Source organism: Nocardiopsis sp. iso_238, assembly GCF_056173325.1.
This window is the reverse complement of the sequence record NZ_CM149668.1, coordinates 5,149,815-5,171,376: the sequence shown is the minus strand read 5'-3', so window position 1 is coordinate 5,171,376 and position 21,562 is coordinate 5,149,815. Positions and strand designations below refer to the sequence as shown.

At 69.6% G+C, this 21,562-nt stretch carries 16 protein-coding genes; 11 read left to right on the top strand and 5 right to left on the bottom strand.

The genetic code is table 11. The features are described from left to right. Positions 1 to 5: 5 nt before the first annotated feature. On the bottom strand, positions 6 to 557 hold the full coding sequence (locus AC0VYL_RS23345) for a thymidine kinase (protein WP_378748208.1): 552 nt from the start codon (positions 555 to 557) through the stop codon (positions 6 to 8). A gap of 523 nt (positions 558 to 1,080) precedes the next feature. Here AC0VYL_RS23345 and AC0VYL_RS23340 point away from each other — a divergent pair. Further along, positions 1,081 to 1,893, top strand: a complete 813-nt coding sequence (locus AC0VYL_RS23340; protein ID WP_475455973.1) for an ion transporter — start codon at positions 1,081 to 1,083, stop codon at positions 1,891 to 1,893. Between the two features lie 15 nt (positions 1,894 to 1,908). Here the strand turns inward: AC0VYL_RS23340 and helR are convergent, their stop codons facing one another. Beyond that, complete coding sequence (helR, locus tag AC0VYL_RS23335; RefSeq protein ID WP_475483567.1) at positions 1,909 to 4,062, bottom strand: RNA polymerase recycling motor ATPase HelR; 2,154 nt, start codon at positions 4,060 to 4,062, stop codon at positions 1,909 to 1,911. Positions 4,063 to 4,545: 483 nt separating this feature from the next. On the opposite strand from helR, the gene AC0VYL_RS23330 reads away from it, so the two are divergent. Next, positions 4,546 to 4,860, top strand: a complete 315-nt coding sequence (locus tag AC0VYL_RS23330; protein WP_352388647.1) for a hypothetical protein — start codon at positions 4,546 to 4,548, stop codon at positions 4,858 to 4,860. A 60-nt stretch (positions 4,861 to 4,920) separates the two neighbouring features. Then, positions 4,921 to 5,220: a putative quinol monooxygenase gene (locus AC0VYL_RS23325; RefSeq protein WP_475455971.1), complete on the top strand. Its 300-nt coding sequence runs from the start codon at positions 4,921 to 4,923 to the stop codon at positions 5,218 to 5,220. Positions 5,221 to 5,226: 6 nt separating this feature from the next. On the opposite strand, the gene AC0VYL_RS23320 is transcribed toward AC0VYL_RS23325, so the two are convergent. The 3 genes from AC0VYL_RS23320 to AC0VYL_RS23310 form a co-directional block, all read right to left on the bottom strand. Further along, the gene (locus AC0VYL_RS23320) at positions 5,227 to 7,584 is read right to left on the bottom strand and encodes a tetratricopeptide repeat protein (protein ID WP_475455969.1); all 2,358 of its coding nucleotides are present in this window, start codon (positions 7,582 to 7,584) and stop codon (positions 5,227 to 5,229) included. Positions 7,585 to 7,830: 246 nt separating this feature from the next. Next, the gene (locus AC0VYL_RS23315) at positions 7,831 to 8,952 is read right to left on the bottom strand and encodes a hypothetical protein (RefSeq protein WP_475455967.1); all 1,122 of its coding nucleotides are present in this window, start codon (positions 8,950 to 8,952) and stop codon (positions 7,831 to 7,833) included. A gap of 106 nt (positions 8,953 to 9,058) precedes the next feature. Then, on the bottom strand, positions 9,059 to 10,240 hold the full coding sequence (locus AC0VYL_RS23310; protein WP_475481502.1) for a DUF695 domain-containing protein: 1,182 nt from the start codon (positions 10,238 to 10,240) through the stop codon (positions 9,059 to 9,061). Positions 10,241 to 10,369: 129 nt separating this feature from the next. Between AC0VYL_RS23310 and mnmA the strand changes: the two genes are divergently transcribed. The 8 genes from mnmA (at position 10,370) to AC0VYL_RS23270 (ending at position 21,526) form a co-directional block, all read left to right on the top strand. Beyond that, positions 10,370 to 11,473 (top strand): tRNA 2-thiouridine(34) synthase MnmA, encoded by a 1,104-nt coding sequence (gene mnmA / locus AC0VYL_RS23305; protein WP_475481501.1) that lies wholly within the window; start codon positions 10,370 to 10,372, stop codon positions 11,471 to 11,473. Between the two features lie 131 nt (positions 11,474 to 11,604). Continuing rightward, positions 11,605 to 12,150, top strand: coding sequence for a DedA family protein (locus AC0VYL_RS23300; RefSeq protein ID WP_475455961.1), 546 nt, complete (start codon positions 11,605 to 11,607; stop codon positions 12,148 to 12,150). An 83-nt stretch (positions 12,151 to 12,233) separates the two neighbouring features. Further along, a complete protein-coding gene (locus tag AC0VYL_RS23295; RefSeq protein WP_475481500.1) occupies positions 12,234 to 12,884 on the top strand; it encodes an HAD family hydrolase in 651 nt (216 codons plus the stop codon). Between the two features lie 47 nt (positions 12,885 to 12,931). Further along, positions 12,932 to 14,017: a methionine synthase gene (locus AC0VYL_RS23290; RefSeq protein ID WP_475481499.1), complete on the top strand. Its 1,086-nt coding sequence runs from the start codon at positions 12,932 to 12,934 to the stop codon at positions 14,015 to 14,017. A 94-nt stretch (positions 14,018 to 14,111) separates the two neighbouring features. Next, positions 14,112 to 16,319: an NAD-dependent DNA ligase LigA gene (gene ligA / locus AC0VYL_RS23285; protein WP_475481498.1), complete on the top strand. Its 2,208-nt coding sequence runs from the start codon at positions 14,112 to 14,114 to the stop codon at positions 16,317 to 16,319. 211 nt (positions 16,320 to 16,530) lie between these two features. Beyond that, positions 16,531 to 18,567, top strand: coding sequence for a putative bifunctional diguanylate cyclase/phosphodiesterase (locus AC0VYL_RS23280; RefSeq protein ID WP_475455953.1), 2,037 nt, complete (start codon positions 16,531 to 16,533; stop codon positions 18,565 to 18,567). A gap of 219 nt (positions 18,568 to 18,786) precedes the next feature. Next, complete coding sequence (locus AC0VYL_RS23275; RefSeq protein ID WP_475481497.1) at positions 18,787 to 19,122, top strand: hypothetical protein; 336 nt, start codon at positions 18,787 to 18,789, stop codon at positions 19,120 to 19,122. Positions 19,123 to 19,180: 58 nt separating this feature from the next. After that, positions 19,181 to 21,526: a TPR repeat domain-containing protein gene (locus AC0VYL_RS23270; RefSeq protein ID WP_475481496.1), complete on the top strand. Its 2,346-nt coding sequence runs from the start codon at positions 19,181 to 19,183 to the stop codon at positions 21,524 to 21,526. Positions 21,527 to 21,562 lie beyond the last annotated feature (36 nt).

The window sequence follows — 21,562 nt, the reverse complement described above, 5'->3', positions numbered from 1 at the left end:
CGCTCCTACGCCACGCCTGCCATGAAGTGGTGGCGGCACAGGGTCGTGTACGACTCGTTGCCGCCGATGTGGACCTGCTCGCCCTCGTAGATCATGACCCCGTCGACCACGCGGGCGTTGTGCGTGGCGCGGTTCCCGCACCAGCAGCGGGCGTAGACCGGCAGGATCTCTATCTTGTCCGCGAGCTCGACCAGTCTCTTCGACCCCGGGAACAGCGCGCCCTGGAAGTCGGTCAGGATCCCGTAGCAGTACACGTCGATGCCCATGCCGTCCACGACGCCCGCCAGCTGTCCCACCTGCTTGAACGACAGGAACTGGGCCTCGTCGCAGATGACGTAGGAGGCCTTGCGGTCAGCGACGTCGTCGTACAGGTCCAGGGCGTCTCCGACCTCGACCGCCGGTGAGGTCAGGCCCAGCCGCGAGGAGATGATCCCCGAGCCCGCGCGGTCCTGTTTCGTGTACAGGACGCCCTCGCCCCCGCGGGAGTGGTGCTCCTGGAGGGCCATGGTGCTCTTGCCCGAGTTCATCGAACCGGTGAAGTACTTCAGCTCCGCCATGTCTCTTCCTCGGTCGCGGGCGCTGCTTGGGGGAGGCCCGACTGCCGTCGAGGCCAGCAGCGAAGATATCAGCGGGGAGCGGGGCCCGGTCACACCCGTCGGCACCCTCCTGTTCCGGGGCCGCGCGGCGGGGCGAGGGTTCGCGGGCGGTTGCGGGGGTTGGGCGCACCGGGATGGTGTCGGTCCGAAACCGGGTGGGGACGGCGTGTGGGAAGTCGCACGCGCGGATGACCTCCTGCGGTTATGGGTTCGTGACGTACCGGGGGGTAGGGGAGCGTAGCGTCCTGGGGTGCGCGGTTCTCCCGTGGTGCCACCGGATGGTCGCCGTTGGCGCTCCCGGGCGTCCGAGGGTGGGTTGGGAGCGGTTCCGCGCAAAGGATGACGCGCTCGGAGTCGTCCGAAACGGCTTCGATATATTTGTGCGCGCCTTGTCCTCATTCAAGGTGCGGGCGTGAGGGGGAAAGTGACGTTGCGGCGGGATCAGGTCACCCAGATCGTGGAAAGCCGTTGGTTCTCCAACACCATGCTTGCCGTGATTCTGGCCAATGCCGTCATATTGGGCTGGGCGACCTATGGCGGTTCCGCCCTTCCGTATCTGGAAGCCGTCGAGCGGTTCGTGATCGGTCTGTTCGTCGTCGAGATGATCCTCAAGCTGTACGCCTGGCGCGGGGGTTTCTGGCGGGACGGCTGGAACTGGTTCGACTTCGGGGTGGTCGTGGTCTCGCTGATCCCGGCGAGCGGGCCCTTCGCGGTGCTGCGCATCCTCCGTGTCCTGCGGGTGCTGCGTGCGATCACCGCGGTCCCGCAGATGCGCCAGATCATCGGGGCCCTCTTCAAGGCGGTGCCCGGCATGGGCACCGTGATCGGCCTGCTGCTCATCGTGGTCTACACGTCCGCGATCCTCGCGCAGCAGATGTTCGGTGAGAGCGTCCCGGAGTTCTTCGGTGACCTCGGCACCTCCCTGTACACGATGTTCCTCCTCATGACCACGGAGAACTGGCCGGACGTCTCGGACGAGGTTCTGGCGCACCACCCGTACGGCTGGATCTTCTTCGTCGTCTACATCGTGCTCACCGCGTTCATCATCCTGAACCTGGTGATCGGTGTGATCGTCACGTCGATGGAGCAGGAGTACGGCAAGGGTCGCTGGGAGGAGGACCAGGAGCTCGAACTGATCCAGCACAACGCGGTCATGGAGCGGCTGGTGGAGCTGAGCGAACAGGTCCAACGGCTGGAGGGCAGGCTCCCGGCCGAGGGCGCCGCCGAGGCCTCCGTCGTGGGCGGTGAGGCCCGCGAGGCGGAGACCGGAGAGGGCGGGACGAGGGCCCGGGAGTGACGGGCCCCCGAACCCTCAGGCGCTGCGCAGGATGACCAGCCGCTGGGTCGCGCGGGTCATCGCGACGTAGCGGTCGACCGCGCCCTCCACTCCTTCTCCGAAGCGCTCCGGGTCGACGAGGACGACCAGGTCGAACTCGAGGCCCTTGACGAGGTCCGGGGTGAGGGAGCGGACGCGGGGCGTGGCCCGGAACTCCGGATGGCCGATCACACAGGCGGTCCCCTCCGCGTTCTCGGTGATCCAGGAGTCGATGACCTCCCGCAGGTCCGACAACGGTCCGTGCCGCACGGGGATCCCGCTGGCCCGGACGGAGGTCGGCACGTTGGCGTCCGGCAGCTCGGCGCGGATCACCGGCTCGGCCTCCGCCATGACCTCCTCCGGGGTGCGGTAGTTGACGCTGAGGGAGGCGAGGGTGACCCGGTCGAAGCCCACCCGCTCCAGCCGTTCCCGCCACGGCTCGGTGAACCCGTGCCGGGCCTGGGCACGGTCACCGACGACGGTGAAGCTGCGGGACGGGCAGCGGAGCAGCAACATCCGCCACTGGGCGTCGGTCAGCTCCTGGGCCTCGTCGACCACGATGTGCGCGAACGGTCCGGCGAGCAGGTTGGGGTCGGCGGCGGGAAGTCCGCCCCCGTCGACGAGGGTGTCCTGGAGGTCGCGGTGGTGCAGCATCGTCACCAGGCCCTCGCCGTCGTCGTCGGCCTCCAGCAGGTTGTCGATCACGGACGACCGGCGCTCGTGCTCGGCGGCGACGGAGGCCTCGCGGCGGCGTCGGCGTTCGGAGGCCTTCGGGTCGCCCAGCCGCTGGCGGGCGGCGTCGAGGAAGGGCAGGTCGGACACGGTCCAGGCCTCGGGGTCCTCGCGCTGGAGCCGTCGGATCTGGTCGGCCTCCAGCCACGGTGCGCACAGCCGCAGGTAGGCGGGGACGGTCCACAGGTCCCCGACGAGGTCGGTGGGTTCCAGCAGGGGCCAGGCCCGGTGCAGGGTGGTGAGCAGTTCCGCGTCCCGGAGCAGCGTCGCCCTGAGCGTCTGCGGGGTGACGTCCTCGTCGGTCCGGTCGGCCAGCTGGTCGGACAGGATCTCCACCAGCTCGTCGAGGATGGGCTCGCGGGCCTCGTTGTGCGCGGTGCCCGAGTCCACCGACCCGAACGCCTCGGCCCAGTCGGCGGCGCTCAGCCGGAGGTCGCACCAGGGGGTCGGGACCGTCGTCCCCGTCTTTGGCGGTCGCTCGTAGAACCGGACGGCCGGTTCGATCGCGTCCACCAGGTGCGCGGACTCCTTCAGGCGAGCGGCCTCGGGGTCGGCTTCGGCCCTCGTGGTGCCGCCCTCGGGGACCAGGTCGCGCACCGTGCAGGTCTGGACGCCCTCCTCGCCGAGGCTGGGCAGGACGTCCGCGACGTAGGCCAGGTACGGCTGGTGGGGGCCGACGAACAGCACCCCGCCCCGGCGGTGGCCCAGGCGCGAGTCCGAGTAGAGCAGGTGCGCGGTGCGGTGCAGGGCCACCACGGTCTTGCCGGTGCCCGGGCCGCCGTCCACGACGAGGGCGCCGCCGGATCCGGCGCGGACGATGGCGTCCTGGTCGGCCTGGATGGTGCTGAGTACGTCGCGCATCCGGTCCGAGCGGTTGGCGCCCAGGCTGGCGATGAAGGCTGACTGGTCGTCGAGCGCGGCGTGGCCCTCGAAGCCGTCCTCGGTGAAGACCTCGTCCCAGTAGTCGCTGACGCGGCCGAGGTTCCAGCGGTACCGGCGGCGGCTGGCCAGGCCCATGGGGTTGGCGTGGGTGGCCGCGAAGAAGGGTTCGGCCGCAGGGGAGCGCCAGTCGATCAGGAGGCGCCGACCCTCGCGGTCGGTGAGGCCGAGTCGGCCGACGTACACCGGTTCGAGGTCGTCGGCGCCGACCATGCGGCCCAGGCACAGGTCGGAGCCGAAGCGGCGCAGCGTGCGCAGGCGGGCCGACAGCCGGTGCACCTCCATGTCGCGGTCCAGGACCTCGCGCACCTTGCCCGTGGGTGCCCTGCGGCGCTCGTCCAGCCGGGCGGAGAGGTCGCTGATCGACTGTTCGAGGGTGTCCCGGACGGCGGCGAGGTGCCGTTCGTCGTCGGACACCAGGGCCGGGTCGGCCTTGGGAGAGTCCGAAAGCTCGAAGACGCTTCTGGCCTGCTGTTTCACAACGTCCCCCGTGTCGTTGGTTCTGCTCACGGTGGACCATTGTGCGGGGCGAGGGGGGTCTTGCGGCAAGCCCCGGGGTGAGCTATAAGTTAAGAGTGGCGGGGAGTGTCCTGAGACCCCCGCACCCCACCGACCTCCGCCGGGTGCACGGCGTGGCAGGTCGGATCCCTCCTTTCGAAGGTCTCCTCCGGCGTGCCGCGCGGCCCTGACGGGCGGCCCCAGCTCCGGACCGCCCACCCGGACCGAACCCGAAAACGGGCTCACCGAGCGCTCTCGGACAGAGACCGGTGTCGGCGTTCGATGGCCTGTCCGTTTGCGGGGGGAACATCCTCTGTCGCGTCGTGTGTCTGTTTGGTGCCGAGAATGTTCTGGGTCGGCCTCGATCTTGGGTTTTCTCTGTTCTCCGGGCCGAAAGCGTTGTAGGAACGACGGGAAAGCCCAGCGAACGCTGCGTGCCCCCAGCTGAGGAGAGAGCGGACATCGATGGACGTTGAGCCCGAACACGACGGTCGGACCCCCAGACAGCGGGACCGGGACCGCAAGTACCGGGAGCACGTCGCCAGAGTCCAGCGCCGGGACCGGCTCGACAGCTGTGTCACCGACGTGCGACTGATCTACCAGGCTCTGCGGCACCGGGCCGAGCGCGGTTCCCCGGAGTGGAGCGAGTTCGACCGGCTCTGGCGCTACCACGGAGAGGTCGAGAAGACCGTCTCCCAGTTCACCGCCGCCGAGCAGGACCAGATCCTGGACGAGTACCCGAGGCTCGCCGCCCACCTCCGCGCCGAGTACCGGCTCTGAGCCCGACGGGTGCCGTGTCGTCCCCGGAACCGGGGGCCGCGCGTCGGTAGTCTGCCGACCATGACCTTCGCGAACGTCGGCATCCTGGAGACCGCCCCGGGCAGGCGGGACGAGGTCGTGGCCGTCCTGACCCGGCACAACCCCGAACTCGGGGCGGCCGGATGCCTCTCGTACGAGGTGGGCGTCGACGACGCGGCACCCGACACCGTGTTCGTCACCGAACTCTGGGAGTCGCAGGACGCGCACCGGGCCTCCCTGGAACTGCCCGGGGTCCGGGCCTCCATCGTCGAGGCACGGCCCCTGCTCGCCGGGATGGACGGGCGGCGCTTCACCGTGGTCGGCTCTCCCCTGCGGTCCTGATCAGGGTCAGATCCAGGACTGGTTGAGCGCCTGGGGGCCGGTGGGTTCGTCGTTGGGGTCCACTTCGTGGTTGCCTCCGTTTCCGTTGGTCCCGTCCTCGCGCGCGCCGCTGTCGTCGGGGTCGCGGTCGCTCGGTCGGCGCTGCGCCCGGGCCCGGCGTTCGCGCCGCAGCCGTTCCAGCTGACGCAGGCTGGACAGGGTGTCGGGGTGTTCGTGGCCCTGCACGCGGCGGCGGTCCGCCACCAGCTCCTCCAGGGCGCCGACCGCTCCCTCCGTGTCGTGCGCGCGCGCCTGCCAGCAGGCCAGGTTGTGCCTGCTGGTCAGGGTGCCCGGGTGGTCCTCGCCCAGCACCTCCTCCTGGACCGCGACCAGCTCGCGGAGTTCTTCCACCGCGCCCTCGGGGTCTCCGGCGACACCGCGCCAGTGGGCGAGGTTGTGCAGGGTGCTGAGCGTGTTGGGGTGGTCGGGCCCGAGGTGCTCGCGCTGGTCCGCGAGGAGTGCTCGGGAGGCCTGGACCGCCGTGACCAGGTCGCCGGACTCGGCCTGGCACACCGCGAGGTTGCCCCGTGTGCTCAGGGTCTCCACCCGGTCGGCACCCACCACGCGGTCCAGGTCCTCGAGGAGCCGCCGGTAGCGGGTGATCGCCCCCGCGGTGTCGCCCGCCTGCGCGCGGAGGTAGGCCAGCCCGTGCCGGGTGCGCAGCGTGTCCAGGTGGTCGGGGCCCAGCACCCGGAGCTGGCGTTCGTGGAGGTCCTCGAAGGCGCGTTGCGCCTGCGACAGGTCCGCGGCGGCCCCCGTCCAGTACGCGAGGGGGTCCGTGATGACGGGCGCCCCGCCCTGGCCGCCGTGCCGGAAGAAGTGCCCCGTGTGCTCGGCGGGGTGGGCCCCGGGTTCGAGGGTGTGCGCGACCGCCTCGGTCAGCACCTCCCAGTACGTCACGGCCCACTCCACCTGCCGGGACGTGTCGAGGCCGCTCCCGGCGCGGAAGAGCACCGGGTGGATGCCCTCCTCCCACAGCCAGCTCCACACCCGGACCCGGCCCGTGGTGCGTTCGCGCAGCACGGCGGTGTTCGAGCGCAGGCGGCGGCCCAGGGCGGAGTCGCGCGCGGTGTCCGGCCACACGTCCACCAGCCCGTCGGCGATGGCCCGGACCGCCTCCCGGGTGGGCCGGGTGCGGGTGTGTTCGAGGGTGGCGCGCTGGGTGAGGAGGTGGGCGACGATCACCAGCGGGGTGTCCCGGACCACCAGGTTGAGGCGTTCCAGCGAGGCCAGCGCGAGACGGACCTCGTGGCGGGTCAGGGTGCGCGCGGGGAAGGTGCGCCGCCCCAGGTAGGTGCGGATGGGACGGGAGACGGCGACCTGTTCGGGCGTGGCGGCGGAGTCGAGGAGGGCGATCAGCCCCATGAGGGGACGGGCCACCCCCTCGGGTCGGTGGGCGTCGGCGCGTTCCAGGGCCAGTTCCCAGGTGACGGCGACCGGCGAGTCGGTGTCCCAGTGGGGGAAGGACGTGCGGCGCTCGGCGGCACGCCGGTGGAAGAGGGCCAGGTAGGCGGCGGGGGAGAGCTGGAGGTCGGCCATGTACGCGGTCGCCTGCGCGAGGGCCAGGGGCAGGTGGTCGAGGGCGGTGGCGAGCGGGCGCAGGTCGTCGCCGGTGTGCGCGATCCCGGCCTCCACGAGTGAGGCCCGGAGGTAGCCGTGCGCCTCGGCGTCGGAGAACCCGCGGACGATGTGCGGGAGGGGGCCGTGGGGGGAGGGATCGTGGCGGGTGGTGACGATCATCCGGCCGTGGGCGCGTTCCGCGGGCGGCCACAGGTCCTCGACCTCGGTCGGGTCGGTGAGGTCGTCCCACACCACCAGCCAGCGGCGTTCCTCGCCGTCCACGGGTTCGTGCAGCCAGGAGAGGAACTGTCCGGCGGCGAGCTCGGGGTCGTCGGGGACGCGCGCGAAGAGCTGCCGCGCGGCCTGGGCGTAGGCGAACACGACCCCGTCCCGCGTGGCGGCGTCCGCCCACAGCAGGACCTCGGGGCGCTGGGACGGCACGGGGTGGCGGCTGAGGGACCGGACGTGGTGGGCGGCGAGCTGGGTCTTGCCGACCCCGCTCGCCCCGGCCAGCACCTGGTGCGGGGCGGGGGACCCGAACCCGCCCAGGATCGCGTCCAGGGTGTCGGAGAGGGCACGCCGACGGAGGTGTTCCGCGGGTTCGGGTACCAACCCCACGCTGATCGGCCAGTTCACCGGGTTTCGGCCGGTGTGGAAGTCAGTTCCGGGGGCCGGAGTTCCCGTGGGGACGGGGAGTTCGGGGCGCGCGCCGAGGTGGTGGTCCTCGGCGTTCGCGCCGTTGCCGTGTTCGTGGCCAGAGCTCAACAGCCACACCCTTCCCGGGGTCCGAGGGAGTCGCGCGCCCAGCGTGCTTACGTGTCGTATGCCCCGATCGTGACTCGGGAACCCCGGGGGCAAAGGGGTTTCGGTCGATCCAGTTCCCATCACGGAGGGGAGTCAACCCCATCGTTTGCGCAATCCCAGGTCAGTGCTCCGTGGCCGTCGCCCGGCGGTGCCCGGGGCTTCGGAGAACTCTTCGTGAACGAGGGCGTCCGCCCGCCCCCTGAGGGCTCAGCCGCCCCGGAGGACGTCCTCGATCAGGGCGGCGCGTTCACCGGGCGCCTCGGCCCGCAGGGTGCGGGCCACCGTGAACAGCAGTTCCGGGGCGACGGCGCCGCTGGGGTGCACGCTCGCGATGGAACCGTCCTCCAGCCGGGTGCGGACCTCGCTCAGGCGCGGGGTGTGACCGCCGTCCTCCGTGCCGCGGTGCACGACCACCATCGAGTCCTGCACGGAGCACTCGACCCCGGGGAAGCCGCACCCGCCGCGGATGCCCGCGTCCCGTTGTTCCGGGGTCCAGCTCAGCACGTGCAGGGACCCGGGGGCGTTCTCGTCGGACCGGTCCGCGCCCACGCCCGGGCCGGCGGCGACCGCCCTCGTGGCCGGGGGACCGTCGGGGGCGACGCGGTGCGGGGCCGGTTCGGTGCCGTCGGCCCGGGGCGGGACCTTTCGCTCCGGCACCGTGCCGAGGGGGTCGGAGCCCTCCCCGGCGACGTAGGTCATCCGCAGGCCGCCGTGCACCTCGTGGACCCCGACCGGAGCCCACGTGGGATGGTCCAGGACCGCGATCGTGTGCCCGAACTCGCTGATCTGGCTGATCGAGCGCCGCTCGGTGGAGCGGTCGCGCGTGTGCTCGGCGGCCATCGGCAGCATCAGCAGGCCCGCCGCGGCCACCGCCATGCCCGGCAGGACCCCGTGCCGCTCGTGGCGCTGGCCGAACAGGACGCACGCGCCGAGCGCGGCCGTGGCCACGACGGCGCTCACCACGGCGGCGTTCACCGGGGCGTCGCCGGGCACGGGGGAGAAGGTGGGCGACTGCAGGGCCATCACCAGGGGAGTGGCCAGGGAGGTCCCGGCCACCAGACAGGCGCACGAGGCCGGGTGCCGCACCCCGGTGCCCCGGAGCACGAGCGCGGAGAGCAGGACCATCAGGACCGTGCCGCCGACCGCCACCGGGGTGACCAGCAGGGTCTCCAGTTCCGGACGGCCCAGGCCCAGGCCGAGGGCGAGCTCCCACACGGCGGCGGGGAACAGCGACATCAGCGGCGCGCCCACCAGGCACACGACGAGGATCGCGCCGACCGCGGCGACCCGGGGTCGGCCCGTGGTCGTTCGTGTGAGCACGCCGTCCATCAGACCCGAACCATCCTCCTGCGCGGGGACGCCACGTTACGCCTGTCTTCGCCCACACGCCAGGTGCGGGAACCGGGTTCGGTTCCCCAGACGGCCCCGCACGGCCTCAGTGCCCCAGTTTGCGCACGTACGGGCGCCTGGCCTGGTCGAACTGCTGCCACCTGGGGTCCAGCTGGGTGCGCAGCTGCACCTTGCCCTCGGGCCAGTCCTTGAGCATGTCCTCGAACTCGGGCAGCACGCCGGAGTCCGGGTCGAGGTAGTAGACGTACATCCGCTGCCCGGCCACGGTCTGCTGCATGAACAGCGCGCCGTTGTCACCGAGCAGGCCGGACAGACGGGCCTCCAGGTCGGCCAGCGACACGACGGAGGTCTCCTGGGGGAGCCGGTCGGCGTCGGCGTCCGCGTACGGGACGAGGACCTGCACGAACAGGGAGAGCGCGGGGAAGTCCCGGCGGGTCACGGGGTGGCGGACCTGGACCTCGATCGGGCCCTGCAACGGCAGCCTGCCGTGGAGCGTCACCCAGCCGTCGGTCCCGCCGAGGAGGTCACCCATCTGCTTGGCCACGGCCGGCATGGAGGTCGGCGGGAGCGGGTCCATCGGACGCTCGTCCAGCGACGTCACCTTCCCCACCCAGCGCACGAACTGGTCCTCACCCAGGGCCAGGAGGGTGACGTGCTCCGCGACGGCCTGGCGGGTCTCGCCGGACAGGAACATGTTGTCCGGGTGGTAGACGCCCACCTCGATCCGGCTCGTGCCCTGGTTGACGCGCATGGACACGGACACGTGGGACAGGTCCAGCTCGTGGTCGTCCCAGCGCACGGTGTTGCCGAGCTGGTCGTGGTCGGCGGGGCGGACCGGGAGGAACCGCCACTCGGCGTCCTCCGGGGCCGACCGGGACCAGCGCTCGGACTGCACGCGCGCCTCCTCGGAGGCGCCGGGGCGCAGGGTCAGCGCGTAGGAGGGGGCGTCGGTGAACCTGGAGGGGTCGTCCAGGGACGCGAGCTGTTCCAGGAGCTTGGCCGGGTCGACGTCGGCCGACAGGTCGAGGTCCTCCAGGCCGCCCTGCGGCTGGGGTGCGGGTCCCACCTCCCAGTCCAGGTCCGGGTGGATCGCCTTGACCAGCGCGGAGACCCGCTCGGACACCTCGGAGGGGGCCGGGGTGTCGGACTCGACGGACTCGGCCAGGGGCGAGCGCACGGTGGGCCAGGCGTCCCAGAAGGCCGTGACGGCGGCCGTGGACGCGGAGTCGGAGGTGTCGGCGGAGCGGCGACGACGGAACAGAGCCATGCCCATGATTTTCGCAGAACCAGACGACCACCCTCGCCCCGCCCCGGTGCGGGCGCGTCCCGGAGCACACCGCCGGGCGGGCCCGGGCGTGGCCCCCTCCTCCGCGGGGCGCATAGGCTGGGGGACGTTATGACTTTGCGTGTACTGGCCGCCATGTCCGGCGGGGTCGATTCCGCGGTAGCCGCGGCCCGTGTGGCCGAGGCGGGGTACGACGTCACCGGCGTTCACCTGGCCCTCTCCAAGAACCCACAGTCCTACCGCACCGGCGCCCGGGGCTGCTGCACCGTGGAGGACTCCCACGACGCCCGCCGGGCGGCGGACGTCATCGGCATCCCCTTCTACGTGTGGGACATGTCCGAGGAGTTCGACCGCGAGGTGGTCCAGGACTTCGTCGCGGAGTACGAGGCGGGCAACACCCCGAACCCGTGCCTGCGCTGCAACGAGAAGATCAAGTTCGAGGCGGTGCTGGACCGGGCCGTCGCGCTGGGCTTCGACGCGGTCGCCACCGGGCACCACGTCCGCAAGATCGACGGCCGCCTGGTGCGCAGTGTCGACGAGGGCAAGGACCAGTCGTACGTGCTGGGCGTGCTCAACGCCGAACAGCTCGACCACGCGATGTTCCCGCTCGGGGACTGCACCAAGGACGAGGTGCGGGCCGAGGCCGAGCGCCGGGGGCTCTCGGTGGCGGACAAGCCGGACAGCCACGACATCTGCTTCATCGCGGACGGTGACACCGCCGGGTTCCTGAACCGGCGCCTGGGCGAGAAGCCGGGGCCGATCCAGGACGAGGACGGCAACGTGGTGGGCACCCACAAGGGGGCGCACGCGTTCACGATCGGCCAGCGCAAGGGCCTGGGGCTGGGCGGAGCGCCGAACCCGCGCTACGTGCTGTCCATCGAGCCGGTGAACAACACGGTGACCGTGGGCCCGCGCGAGGCCCTGCGGGTGGACGAGATCGTCGGGACGCGGCCGGTGTGGAGCGGCGGCGGTCCGCTGTCCGAGCCCACCGAGTGCCACGTCCAGCTGCGGGCGCACGGCGAGGTGTACGCGGCCACGGTCGTGCAGCGTGAGGCCGAGGACGGGCCGGAGCTGCTGGTCCGGCTGGCGGAGCCCGCGAGCGGCGTCGCCGCCGGTCAGGCCGTGGTGGTCTACGACGGCGACACGGTGCTCGGGTCCGCGACCATCCGTTCGACCGCGCGTTCGGAGGAGGCGCGAGGGGCCGCGTCGGCGTGACGGTCGGTGCCCGAACAGGGGCGAAACCGTCACAGTAGGACACACAACACGCGCTTTCTCGCCCGCGACCCTTGCCGAAGTTAGGTAAGGCAATGCAAAGTTGTGGGGTCAAGGTGTAAGGGGTCCGGTCCATGCCGCAGTTCGCGTTTCTCGAGGGTCAGCCCTTCTGGGTCATCTACTGCACCCTGCTCGTGGTGATCCTGCTGCGCGCCCCCGCGACCTACTGGATCGGCCGGGGCCTGGGGGCCGGGGTCACCCGCAGCCGCATGGGCCGACGCCTCGGGCCGAAGCTGGACTCCGCCAAGCGTCGCATCGACCGCTACGGCGCGCCCGTGGTCACCCTCAGCTTCTTCACCGTGGGCATGCAGACGGCGATCAACCTCTCCGCCGGTGCCGTGCGGATGCGCTTCCCCCGCTACTTCGCCGCCGTGTTCGTCGGCGGTCTGGCCTGGGCGGGCCTGTGGGGCGTGGTGATCGCCGGGCTGGTCGGCACCTGGCTGGAGCTCTTCCTCAAGTCGCCGTGGACGGCGGTGGGCGTGGTCGTGGCCGCCGTCGGGGCGGTGACCGCCCTGGTGGTGCGCGCGCGCCTGGCCGCCCGCTCCCGTGGCGACCGGACACCGGACGCGGAGCCGGCCCGCGTCAGCGAGCCCGCCGAACCCGACGCGCACCGCTCCTGAGGGGCGTGCGTTCCCGGGCTCCCCGAACACTCCGGAGGGGACCGAGCCGCCTCCCGCGCGCCCTCGCCCTCTAGCGTGGGGGCATGCGTATCTCTGTTGACGCCGTCCTCTTCGACATCGACGGCACACTCGTGGACTCCACCGGCGCCGTCGAGCGGACCTGGCGGCTGTGGGGCGAGGCCCACGGCATCGACCCGGAGGAGATCCTGGCGGTCTCCCACGGCAGGCGCTCCGAGGACACCGTCGCGATGTTCCTCCCCGAGGCCCAGGTGGCCGAGGCCACCGCCGAACTGGAGGAGCTGGAACTGGCCGACCTCGACGGCGTGACCGCTCTGCCCGCCGCCCGCGAACTCCTCTCCGCGCTGCCCTCCCGGCGCTGGGCCGCCGTCACCTCGGGCTCACGCAGGCTCATGCGCACCCGCCTGGAGGCCGCCGACCTGCCCGTTCCCGAGGTTCTCGTCACCGCCGACGACGTCACCGAGGGCAAACCCCACCCCCAGGGCTACCTCAGGGCCGCCGCCGCGCTCGGCTTCGACCCCGCCCGCTGCCTGGTCGTCGAGGACGCCCCCGCCGGTGTGCGCGCGGGACTGGCCTGCGGCGCCGCCGTTCTGGCCGTGGCCACCTCCCACAGCCGCACCGACCTGGAGGGTCTCGGCGCCACCGAGCTCGTCGACAACCTCACCTTCTGCACCCTGGAGACGACCCGTGGCGGGCTGGTCCTGAGCACCCCCTGACGCCGCCGACGAGCCGCGCCGGGCCGGTTGCCCTAACCTTGGGCAACGTGAGTCAACAGCAGCCACAACCCTGGCCCGTCGCGTCCGCAACCGGAGTCGGTTCCTGGCCGGGGGAGGACCCCGACGAGGCCATGCGGACCATCGTCGGCGAGCTCCCCGACCTCCCGCACCTGCCCGAGCTCCCCGCACGGGGCGCCGGCGCCGACATGATCGGACGCGCCGCCGGTCTCCTCGTGGACCTCCCCGTCGAGGTCCAGCCCACCGGATGGCGGGTCGTCGACACCCCCGGCCGCGACCTCGCCCGCGCCGGAAGCTTCCTCTCCTACGACATGGACGCGCTCACCGAGCACCTCCACGCCTACGAGGGCCCGCTCAAGGTGCAGGTCGCCGGGCCCTGGACCCTGGCCGCCGCGATCGAGCTCCGCAACGGCCAGCGCGTGGTCTCCGACCCCGGGGCCCACCGCGACCTCGCGGAGTCCCACCTGGAGGGCGTCCTCACGCTCGTCGCGGACGTGCGGCGCCGCGTCCCCGGCGCCCGGGTGATCGTCCAGGTGGACGAGCCCACCCTGCCCGCCGTGCTCCTCGGCCGCCTCCCCACGGCCAGCGGCCTCAGCGTCCTGCCCGCCGTGGACCGGGTACGGGTCGAAGCGGTTCTGCGCACCCTGTTCGCCGCGATCGCGGAGAGCGGCGCCGTGCCCGCCGCGCACTGCTGCGCCGCCGGGGTGCCGGTCGACCTCCTGCGCCGCAGCGGCGCCCGCGCTCTGAGCCTCGACGCGCGCCTGCTCACCCGGGCGCACGACGAGATGGTCGGGAACGCCGTCGAGGCCGGGGTGGGCCTCCTCCTCGGAGTCGTCCCCCCGACCGACCCGCCCGCCCCCACACGGCCCTCCGGAACCGCCGCCGACGCCGCCACGGCCGCCCGAAGGTCCGCCGGAATGTCGGACCCGGCGACTATCGTCGACCCCGTAAGAGAGCTCTGGAACCGGTTGGGATTCAGCCCTGACCTGCTGTCCCAGGTGGTCGTCACCACGCCCGCCTGCGGGTTGGCGGGGGCCTCCCCCCGGCACGCCAGGGCCGCCCTGGAAGCTGCCCGGGGCGGGGCCCGGGTCCTGCGGGACGAGCCCCGCAAGTAGCGACGGCGGACGCGGGGTCCACCCCCGGCCCCCACCCCCCGGTCCCGTCCGACACCCCCGATCCGGCCCCGTGAGAGCGACAAGAAAGGCAGCCGTGAGCGCGCCCGACAACACCACCGTCCCCGACGAGGTACGCGCCCGCCACGCCGAGCTGTGCCGTGAGCTGGACGACCACAGCTACCGGTACTACCTGGGCAAACCGATCGTCTCCGACGCCGAGTACGACCGGCTCATGCTCGAACTGCGCGGCATCGAGGACCGGCACCCGATCCTCGTCAGCCAGGACTCGCCCACGCAGAAAGTCGGCGCGCCCATCAGCGTCGACTTCGCGGAGGTGGAGCACCTCGTCCGGATGGAGAGCCTGGGCAACGCCTTCGACTCCGAGGAGCTCTCCGCCTGGGCCGACCGTGCCTCCGCCGAGGTGCCGGTCGACGCCTACCTGTGCGAACTCAAGATCGACGGCCTGGCGGTCGACCTCGTCTACGAGCGCGGACGCCTGATCCGGGCCGCGACCCGGGGCGACGGCCGCGTCGGTGAGGACATCACGCTCAACGTGCGCACCATCGGGGTGGTCCCCGAACAGCTCGACGAGAGCGTCCGCCCCGCCCCCGAGCTGCTGGAGGTGCGCGGCGAGGTCTTCCTCCCGGTGGAGGACTTCGAGGAGCTCAACCGGCGCATCGCCGCAGACGGCAGCCACGCGCCGTTCGCCAACCCCCGCAACGCCGCCGCCGGTTCGCTGCGGCAGAAGGACCCGAGGGTCACCGCGACCCGGCCGCTGTCGATGATCGTGCACGGCGTCGGCGCGTACACGCCCGCCGCGGGGGAGGAGACCGCCTTCACCAGCCAGTCGCAGGCCTACGCGCTCCTCGGTGAGTGGGGGCTGCCGCTCAGCGACCGCTACCGGGTCGTGGGCACCATGGACGAGGTCCGCGAGTACGTCGCGTACTACCAGGAGCACCGGCACGACCCCGCCTACGAGATCGACGGCATCGTGGTCAAGGTGGACGACATCTCCCTCCAGCGGCGGCTGGGCTCCACCAGCCGCGCGCCCCGGTGGGCGATCGCGTACAAGTACCCGCCGGAGGAGGTCACCACCAAGCTGGTGGACATCAAGGTGGGTGTGGGCCGCACCGGCCGCGTCACCCCCTACGGCGTGATGGAGCCGGTCGTGGTGGCCGGGTCCGAGGTCGAGTTCGCCACCCTGCACAACGCCCAGGAGGTCACCCGCAAGGGCGTCCTCATCGGGGACACCGTCGTCCTGCGCAAGGCGGGCGACGTCATCCCGGAGATCGTCGGTCCGGTGCTCGACCGGCGCGACGGCACCGAACACGAGTTCGTCATGCCCGAGCGCTGCCCCGAGTGCGGCACCGAGCTCGGTCAGCAGAAGGAGGGCGACGTCGACCTGCGCTGCCCCAACGCCCGTTCCTGCCCGGGACAGCTGCGTGAGCGGGTCGCGTTCATCGCCGGTCGCAAGGCCCTCGACATCGAGGCGCTGGGCTACGTCGCGGCCACCGCGCTCACCCAGCCGCTGGAGCCGGTCGAGCCCGCTCTCAGGGACGAGGGCGACCTGTTCGACCTCACCGTCGAGCAGCTGCTGCCGATCCGCACGCACGTTCTGGACCCGGACACCACCGAGCCCAAGACCGACCCGAAGACCGGCGAGCCCAAGGTGGTCTCCTTCTTCGCCAACATGAAGGGCGAACCGAAGAAGACGGTCGAGAAGCTGTTCGAGCAGCTGGAGGAGGCCAAGAACAAGCCCCTCTGGCGCGTGCTGGTCTCGCTGTCCATCCGCCACGTCGGCCCCCGCGCCGCCGAGGACCTGGCCCGCCACTTCCGGTCCATGGACGCGATCCGCGCCGCCTCCGAGGAGGAGCTGGCGTCGGTGGACGGGGTCGGTCCGACCATCGCCCGGTCCATCCACGAGTGGTTCGCCGTGGACTGGCACGCCGAGATCGTCCGAAAGTGGGCGGCCGCGGGTGTCCGTATGGAGGACGAGGGGCAGGAGCCGGGCTCCCGGGTGCTGGAGGGCGTGACCGTCGTGGTCACGGGTTCCCTGGAGGGCTTCACCAGGGACGGCGCCAAGGAGGCCGTCGCGGAGTGCGGCGGCCGGGCCACCGCCTCCGTCTCGAAGAAGACCGGTTTCGTGGTGGTCGGGGACGCCCCCGGCTCCAAGTACGACAAGGCCGTGAAGCTCGGCGTCCCGGTACTCGACGAGGCCGGGTTCCGGGTGCTGCTGGAGGACGGCCCCGAGGCGGCGGAGAAACTGCGCATCAACCCCGTGGAGGAGGCGGCGGAGGAGTAGGCTCCGCCGCACGCCCACGATCGCGAGCGTCCCTCCGGGGCGCGGGCAGGGACCCGAGCCGGGTCCCTGCCCTTTCTGGCTCGCGAATCTCTTCACGGATAGTTCATGTGATGCGACAGTTGGTGACGAAACCCCGTAAGCTGTGCGACAACACCACCGGATACGGACAGAGCCCTATCCGGGATAACGGTCATCAGTCACGAGGTCACCGATGAAGGACCCCATCAGCACCCGGGACATCGGCCCCCGGGTCGGGACACCGCTGTGGCTCTACATGGCGGCCGCCACCGCCGCGGGCGCGGCACTGCTCGGCGTGTCCAGCGTCGAACTCGGTCTCGAACAGCTCACCAACCTGGCCAGGGAGCCGCTGGTCTGGGTGCTGCTGTGCATGGTGATCCTCGGTGAACTCAGACCCATCGCCATGCCCGGCCAGGCGCCGGGCAGCGGTGCGCCCACCTCGCTGCCCTTCACGTTCGCGCTGGTCATCTTCTACGGGCTCCCCGTCGCCGCCCTCCTCCAGTGCGTCGCCACCGTCGTCGCCGGGGTGGCCCGCCGCCACGCGCCGCACCGCACCGCCTTCAACGCCGCCCAGTACGTGCTCTCCCTCGGCGTGGCCGACGCCGTCCTGCGCCTGACGCTCCCCGAGATCGTCACCTCCCCGTGGGTCCCGGCCGGGGGAGAACTGGTCGGGGTCGCCCTCGCCGGAGCCGCCTCGTTCCTGGTCAACCGGGTCCTGGTGCTCTGTGCGGTGGCCATGCACGAACGCGTGCCGCTGCGCCAGGTGATGTTCAAGGGCCTGGGACAGCAGGTGTACGTGAACGCCGTCCTGCTCAGCCTGTCGCCGCTCATCGTCATCGCGATGACCCACTCGGTGCTCTACGTCCCGCTGTTCGCCTTCCCCCTCGGTGCCCTCTACACGAGCGCCCTGCTGCTGGTGAAACGCGACCACCAGGCCAACCACGACGAACTCACCGGGCTGGCCAACCGCAAACTCCTCACCGTCCGCGCCCGGCGGGAGATCGACCAGGCCCACCAGCGCGGCACCCGCGTCGGCCTGCTCCTGCTGGATCTGGACCGGTTCAAGGAGGTCAACGACACCCTCGGCCACCCCACCGGCGACCGCCTCCTCCAGACCCTGGCCCGGCGGCTCATCCACAGCGTGCGCCCGAGCGACCTCGTGGCCCGTCTGGGCGGCGACGAGTTCGCCATCCTGCTCCCGCAGGTGCGCGACGCCGCCACCGCCCGGGAGGTGGCGCTGCGCCTCAAGGGCGCGCTGGCCGAGCCGGTGCGGCTGGACGGCATGGACTTCGACCTCCAGGTCAGCACCGGTATCGCCCTGTACCCGGACGACGCCCCCGACTTCGAACTCCTCATGCAGCGCGCCGACGTCGCCATGTACGTGGCCAAGGCCGACCGCACCGGCGTGGAGTGCTACGACCCCGGCAAGGACCGCAACTCCACCGCCAGGCTGAGCATGTACAGCGAGCTGCGCCGAGGGCTGGCCGAGGGCGCCCTGGAGATGCACTACCAGCCCAAGGTGGACCTGGCCGACGACCGCCCCGTGGGCCTGGAGGCCCTGGCCCGCTGGCGGCACCCGGTGCGGGGCCTGCTCACCCCGGACGAGTTCATGCCGGTGGTCGAGCACTCCAACCTGTTCCGCGCCTTCACGGGGCAGGTCCTCGACATCACCCTGGCCCGGACCGCGCTGTGGCGGAGCCAGGGCCAGCACCTTCCCGTCGCGGTCAACCTGGGCGTGCGCGAACTCCTGGACCCGGACCTGCCGGAGACCGTCGCCTCGGCCCTGCGCGAGCACGGTGTCCCCCCGCACCAGCTGGTCCTGGAGATCAGCGAGCGCACCCTCATCGAGGACCCCGCCGCCGCCACGGCGGCCGTCGGACGCCTGCGCACCCTCGGCGTGGGCCTGGCGCTGGACGACTTCGGCACCGGCCACTTCACCCTCGCCCAGCTGGCCGGGCTGCCACTGGACGAGGTGAAGATCCACGAGTCCTTCACCGCCCGCCTGGTGGACGGCACGGCCAACGGCCACACGGTGGTGCGCGGGGCGATCGCCCTGGTCGGCGCCCTGGGTATGCGGGCCGTCGCCGAAGGCGTGCAGACCCGTGAGCTGGCCGAGGCCGCCCGCGACACCGGCTGCCACTCCGCGCAGGGGCACTACTTCGCCCGCCCGATGATCGCCCGCGACGTGGTCACCTGGGTGGCCGCCCACGACACCGGCACCCCCGTCTAGCGGAGGCTTCATCACTCCTGCCTGGCGGGATCCGAGTTTCGCCACCTGGTCAGGTCTGGCCGAAGGTGGCCATGGGAATGGCAGTGGCCGATTCCGCAGACCAGGCGAGTATTCGCATCCCTGGGCTGCCACCCTCCGTACCTTCGGGGAACGATCTCCGGTGGTGACTGCTAACGTGATTGCCTCATCCATTCCCACGTAGCGACGGAGGGTCCCTTCATGCCTGGACACGAACTTGGCGTCAACGTCCAGGACGCCTTTGGTGCTGGCGTCAACGCGGAAGTCTACGCCGCCTCCTTCGAAGGCCTGCACAGCGACTTCAAGGATCTTCTGGACTCAGCGAAGAACGCCTGTATGGATGAGCCCAGAGTTACTGGCTGGTCGAGCTATGGAGAGGAGCAAGCCGAATCCATTGCTGAGGTTGAGCACCATGGTGTCAGTTTGGCTGAGAATATTCAGAGTGGTGCATCGGAGGCGGCTAACACCGATGATCAGGCCGGTGAGACATTCGGAAATGTGGAGGTTCCTTCAGGGCTTCCTGGGACTTACCACTGACCCTCAGTTTGTGCCCCAGAACTCAGTTTAGAATCCAAATCTGACTCCGAGGTGGACCGTGTACTTCTCCCCCGAGCCCTGTGATGTGGACACCGGAAAGCTGGACCAAGCAGCCGACGATGCACTCAACATAGTTGGCCGCATCACAGGAAAAAGTGGTGATCTCAAATCTCTGTTCGATGACGGAGCTAAAGAATTTTCTGATCTGGTGGCCAGTGATATCCACGCGACTGCAAACGAGAATTCCGGTGCTTGGAACTCTGCTTTGGCCACCTGTTGGCACGTTTGGGGGGTGCTGACAAAGTGGAGTGGAGATGTGGAACGGTACAAGGCGAAAATCGCTGGCTTGCAAGAAGAGTGGGACGCGGCGGTCGCCAGCAATTTCGGATTTGATCTCGATGATGGTGGCGCAGTGGAGGCTCGTAGTGCTCTGGCGGGTGCCCTTAATGATCGTGCAGAGGGATTCTGGTCGACTTTGGAGGAGGAGGCCGACAATAATTCTTCAAATCTGCGGGGTGGGCCAACTGTGTCCAACCTTCGAGAGCTCATCGATGCCGGTGTTCTCGGATTCGCAGTCTACAATGCCACTCGACAGATTCTGTACTATCCATCAACGTTCGACACGGGTGAACGGGATGGCGAGACTCTCCTTCCGTACCTGAACGGGGAGAAAGAGCCCGATGAGGAATACTACCGCCTGATCGAGCAACTCGCGGCGATAAACGCACTTGCCGCAGATGCGAAGCGAAATGAGGATCCACTTCGGGACTTCCAGGTCGAATACCTGGAAGAATTTTATGCCGCCCTGGATGAGGGGTCCGAGAATGGTGTTCCTGGGATCCCTGGTCAGCTTAGTGGCGAAACTCTAAGTAGGCATGAACGTGATAAAGCGTTGTCTGCTCTGGGTGATGGGCTGCTCGTGCTATCGGATGAGAAAGTCGGCGGTGGCTATGAGGTTCTTCCTGAAAGTGTGCGTGCTGTTGCTGAAGGTGCTGACTTCAGTGGAGATAAGTCCGGCCGTGGTGCAGGAAATATCTTTAATTCCTGGATGGACCAGGCTGAGGGTCTGAATGATTTGCTCTCCCACTCAAGTGACGATCTGGAGGGTGGGGCACAGTTCTCCACCACCATGGCAGTTGCTGTAGGTGAAGGAATCGAACGACTCGAACTTCTGGGACGTACTGATGACATTGTGATGTCGGGCTTGTTGGCGACGGCTACACGCAACGAAGACGCCAACTTTGCGCTGCTTACTGGCTCCTATCCGGATGGCGTGGACGCTGAGCTTCCTTGGCCAGGTGAGGGGGAACACGCCGAGCAGAATCGGATCAACACATTGGAGAGTCTGTTCACTCATGACTGGGACGATGAGGGGGAAGCGGCTCGTGGAGTAACCGACTGGATATCAGACGGTCCAGCTGACGGAGAAGAAGACTCTGAAGGGCGGCTTCGGGAGGATGCGCTCATGGGACTTATGGAGCTTATGGATGATGAGGGATTTAAAGATTCCATGTTTAATACAGGGAGTCACGTCACCGACGATGATGGTGACACCTGGCATAATGTTTCAGCTGGTCAATTGAACCCAGAGGTCGCTGACGGGTTCGCTGATATCTTCATTGCTTTTCAAGAGGAATTTTCAAACACTGACGGATTGCCGAACAATCAGGCGCTTGGTCTGGGTGAGGGGCTCGAGTTCACTCCGGAATCCAGAGTTTCATTTGCGCAATTGGCTGTGGGTGATTCGGATGCTGCAGCAAAGATCTACACCGAGTCTCTGCTTAATACTGCGCGTGCAATGGAGGAATATGCAACCAATACCGAAATGAGGACTCAGGCTGGCTCAGTGGAAGCTGGCAGCCTCCAAGGGCTCGTTGAGGTTGCGCTCATGAACGAAAGCATCACGCGAGCGGGGAATGATGAGGAGTTTGTCGAATACAGGGACAAAATCAACTCCTCTGTCATCAATATTTTGGGCGGAAGCGCTGGAGACGGTAGTGCGCCTGGATTAGTGGTGGAGCTGGGAAAGGTGATGGCGCAGGAGGCGCTTGAGGTCTCGGAAAACGCCGCAGAGCCGCATGTGCCGTTGAATGGGGATTGGGTCCAGCCTGAGCGTCTTATGGGATACGCCGTCGGAGTTGCTGCGGAAAATGATTCAGAGCTTATGGAGGAACTTTTGGGTGAGGGGATTGCAAAAAAGGATGACTCAGGGTCCTTGTACGTTTCTCCTGATCACGCTGAGTGGGACAAGAGTGGATCCGATGTGGATCTTCTTGACTTTTATGGAAGGATCGAAGATGGCGAATGGCCGGATGGAGAAAGTTCAACCAAGAACGCCGTTGAAGCCTTCCTTAGGGGATTTGGGAGTGCCTCAGGGAAATGGGAGCATTACCTGGAAGGCTAGTCAGTTAGTGGTGGGGTCGAGGTGTGTCGATTGACG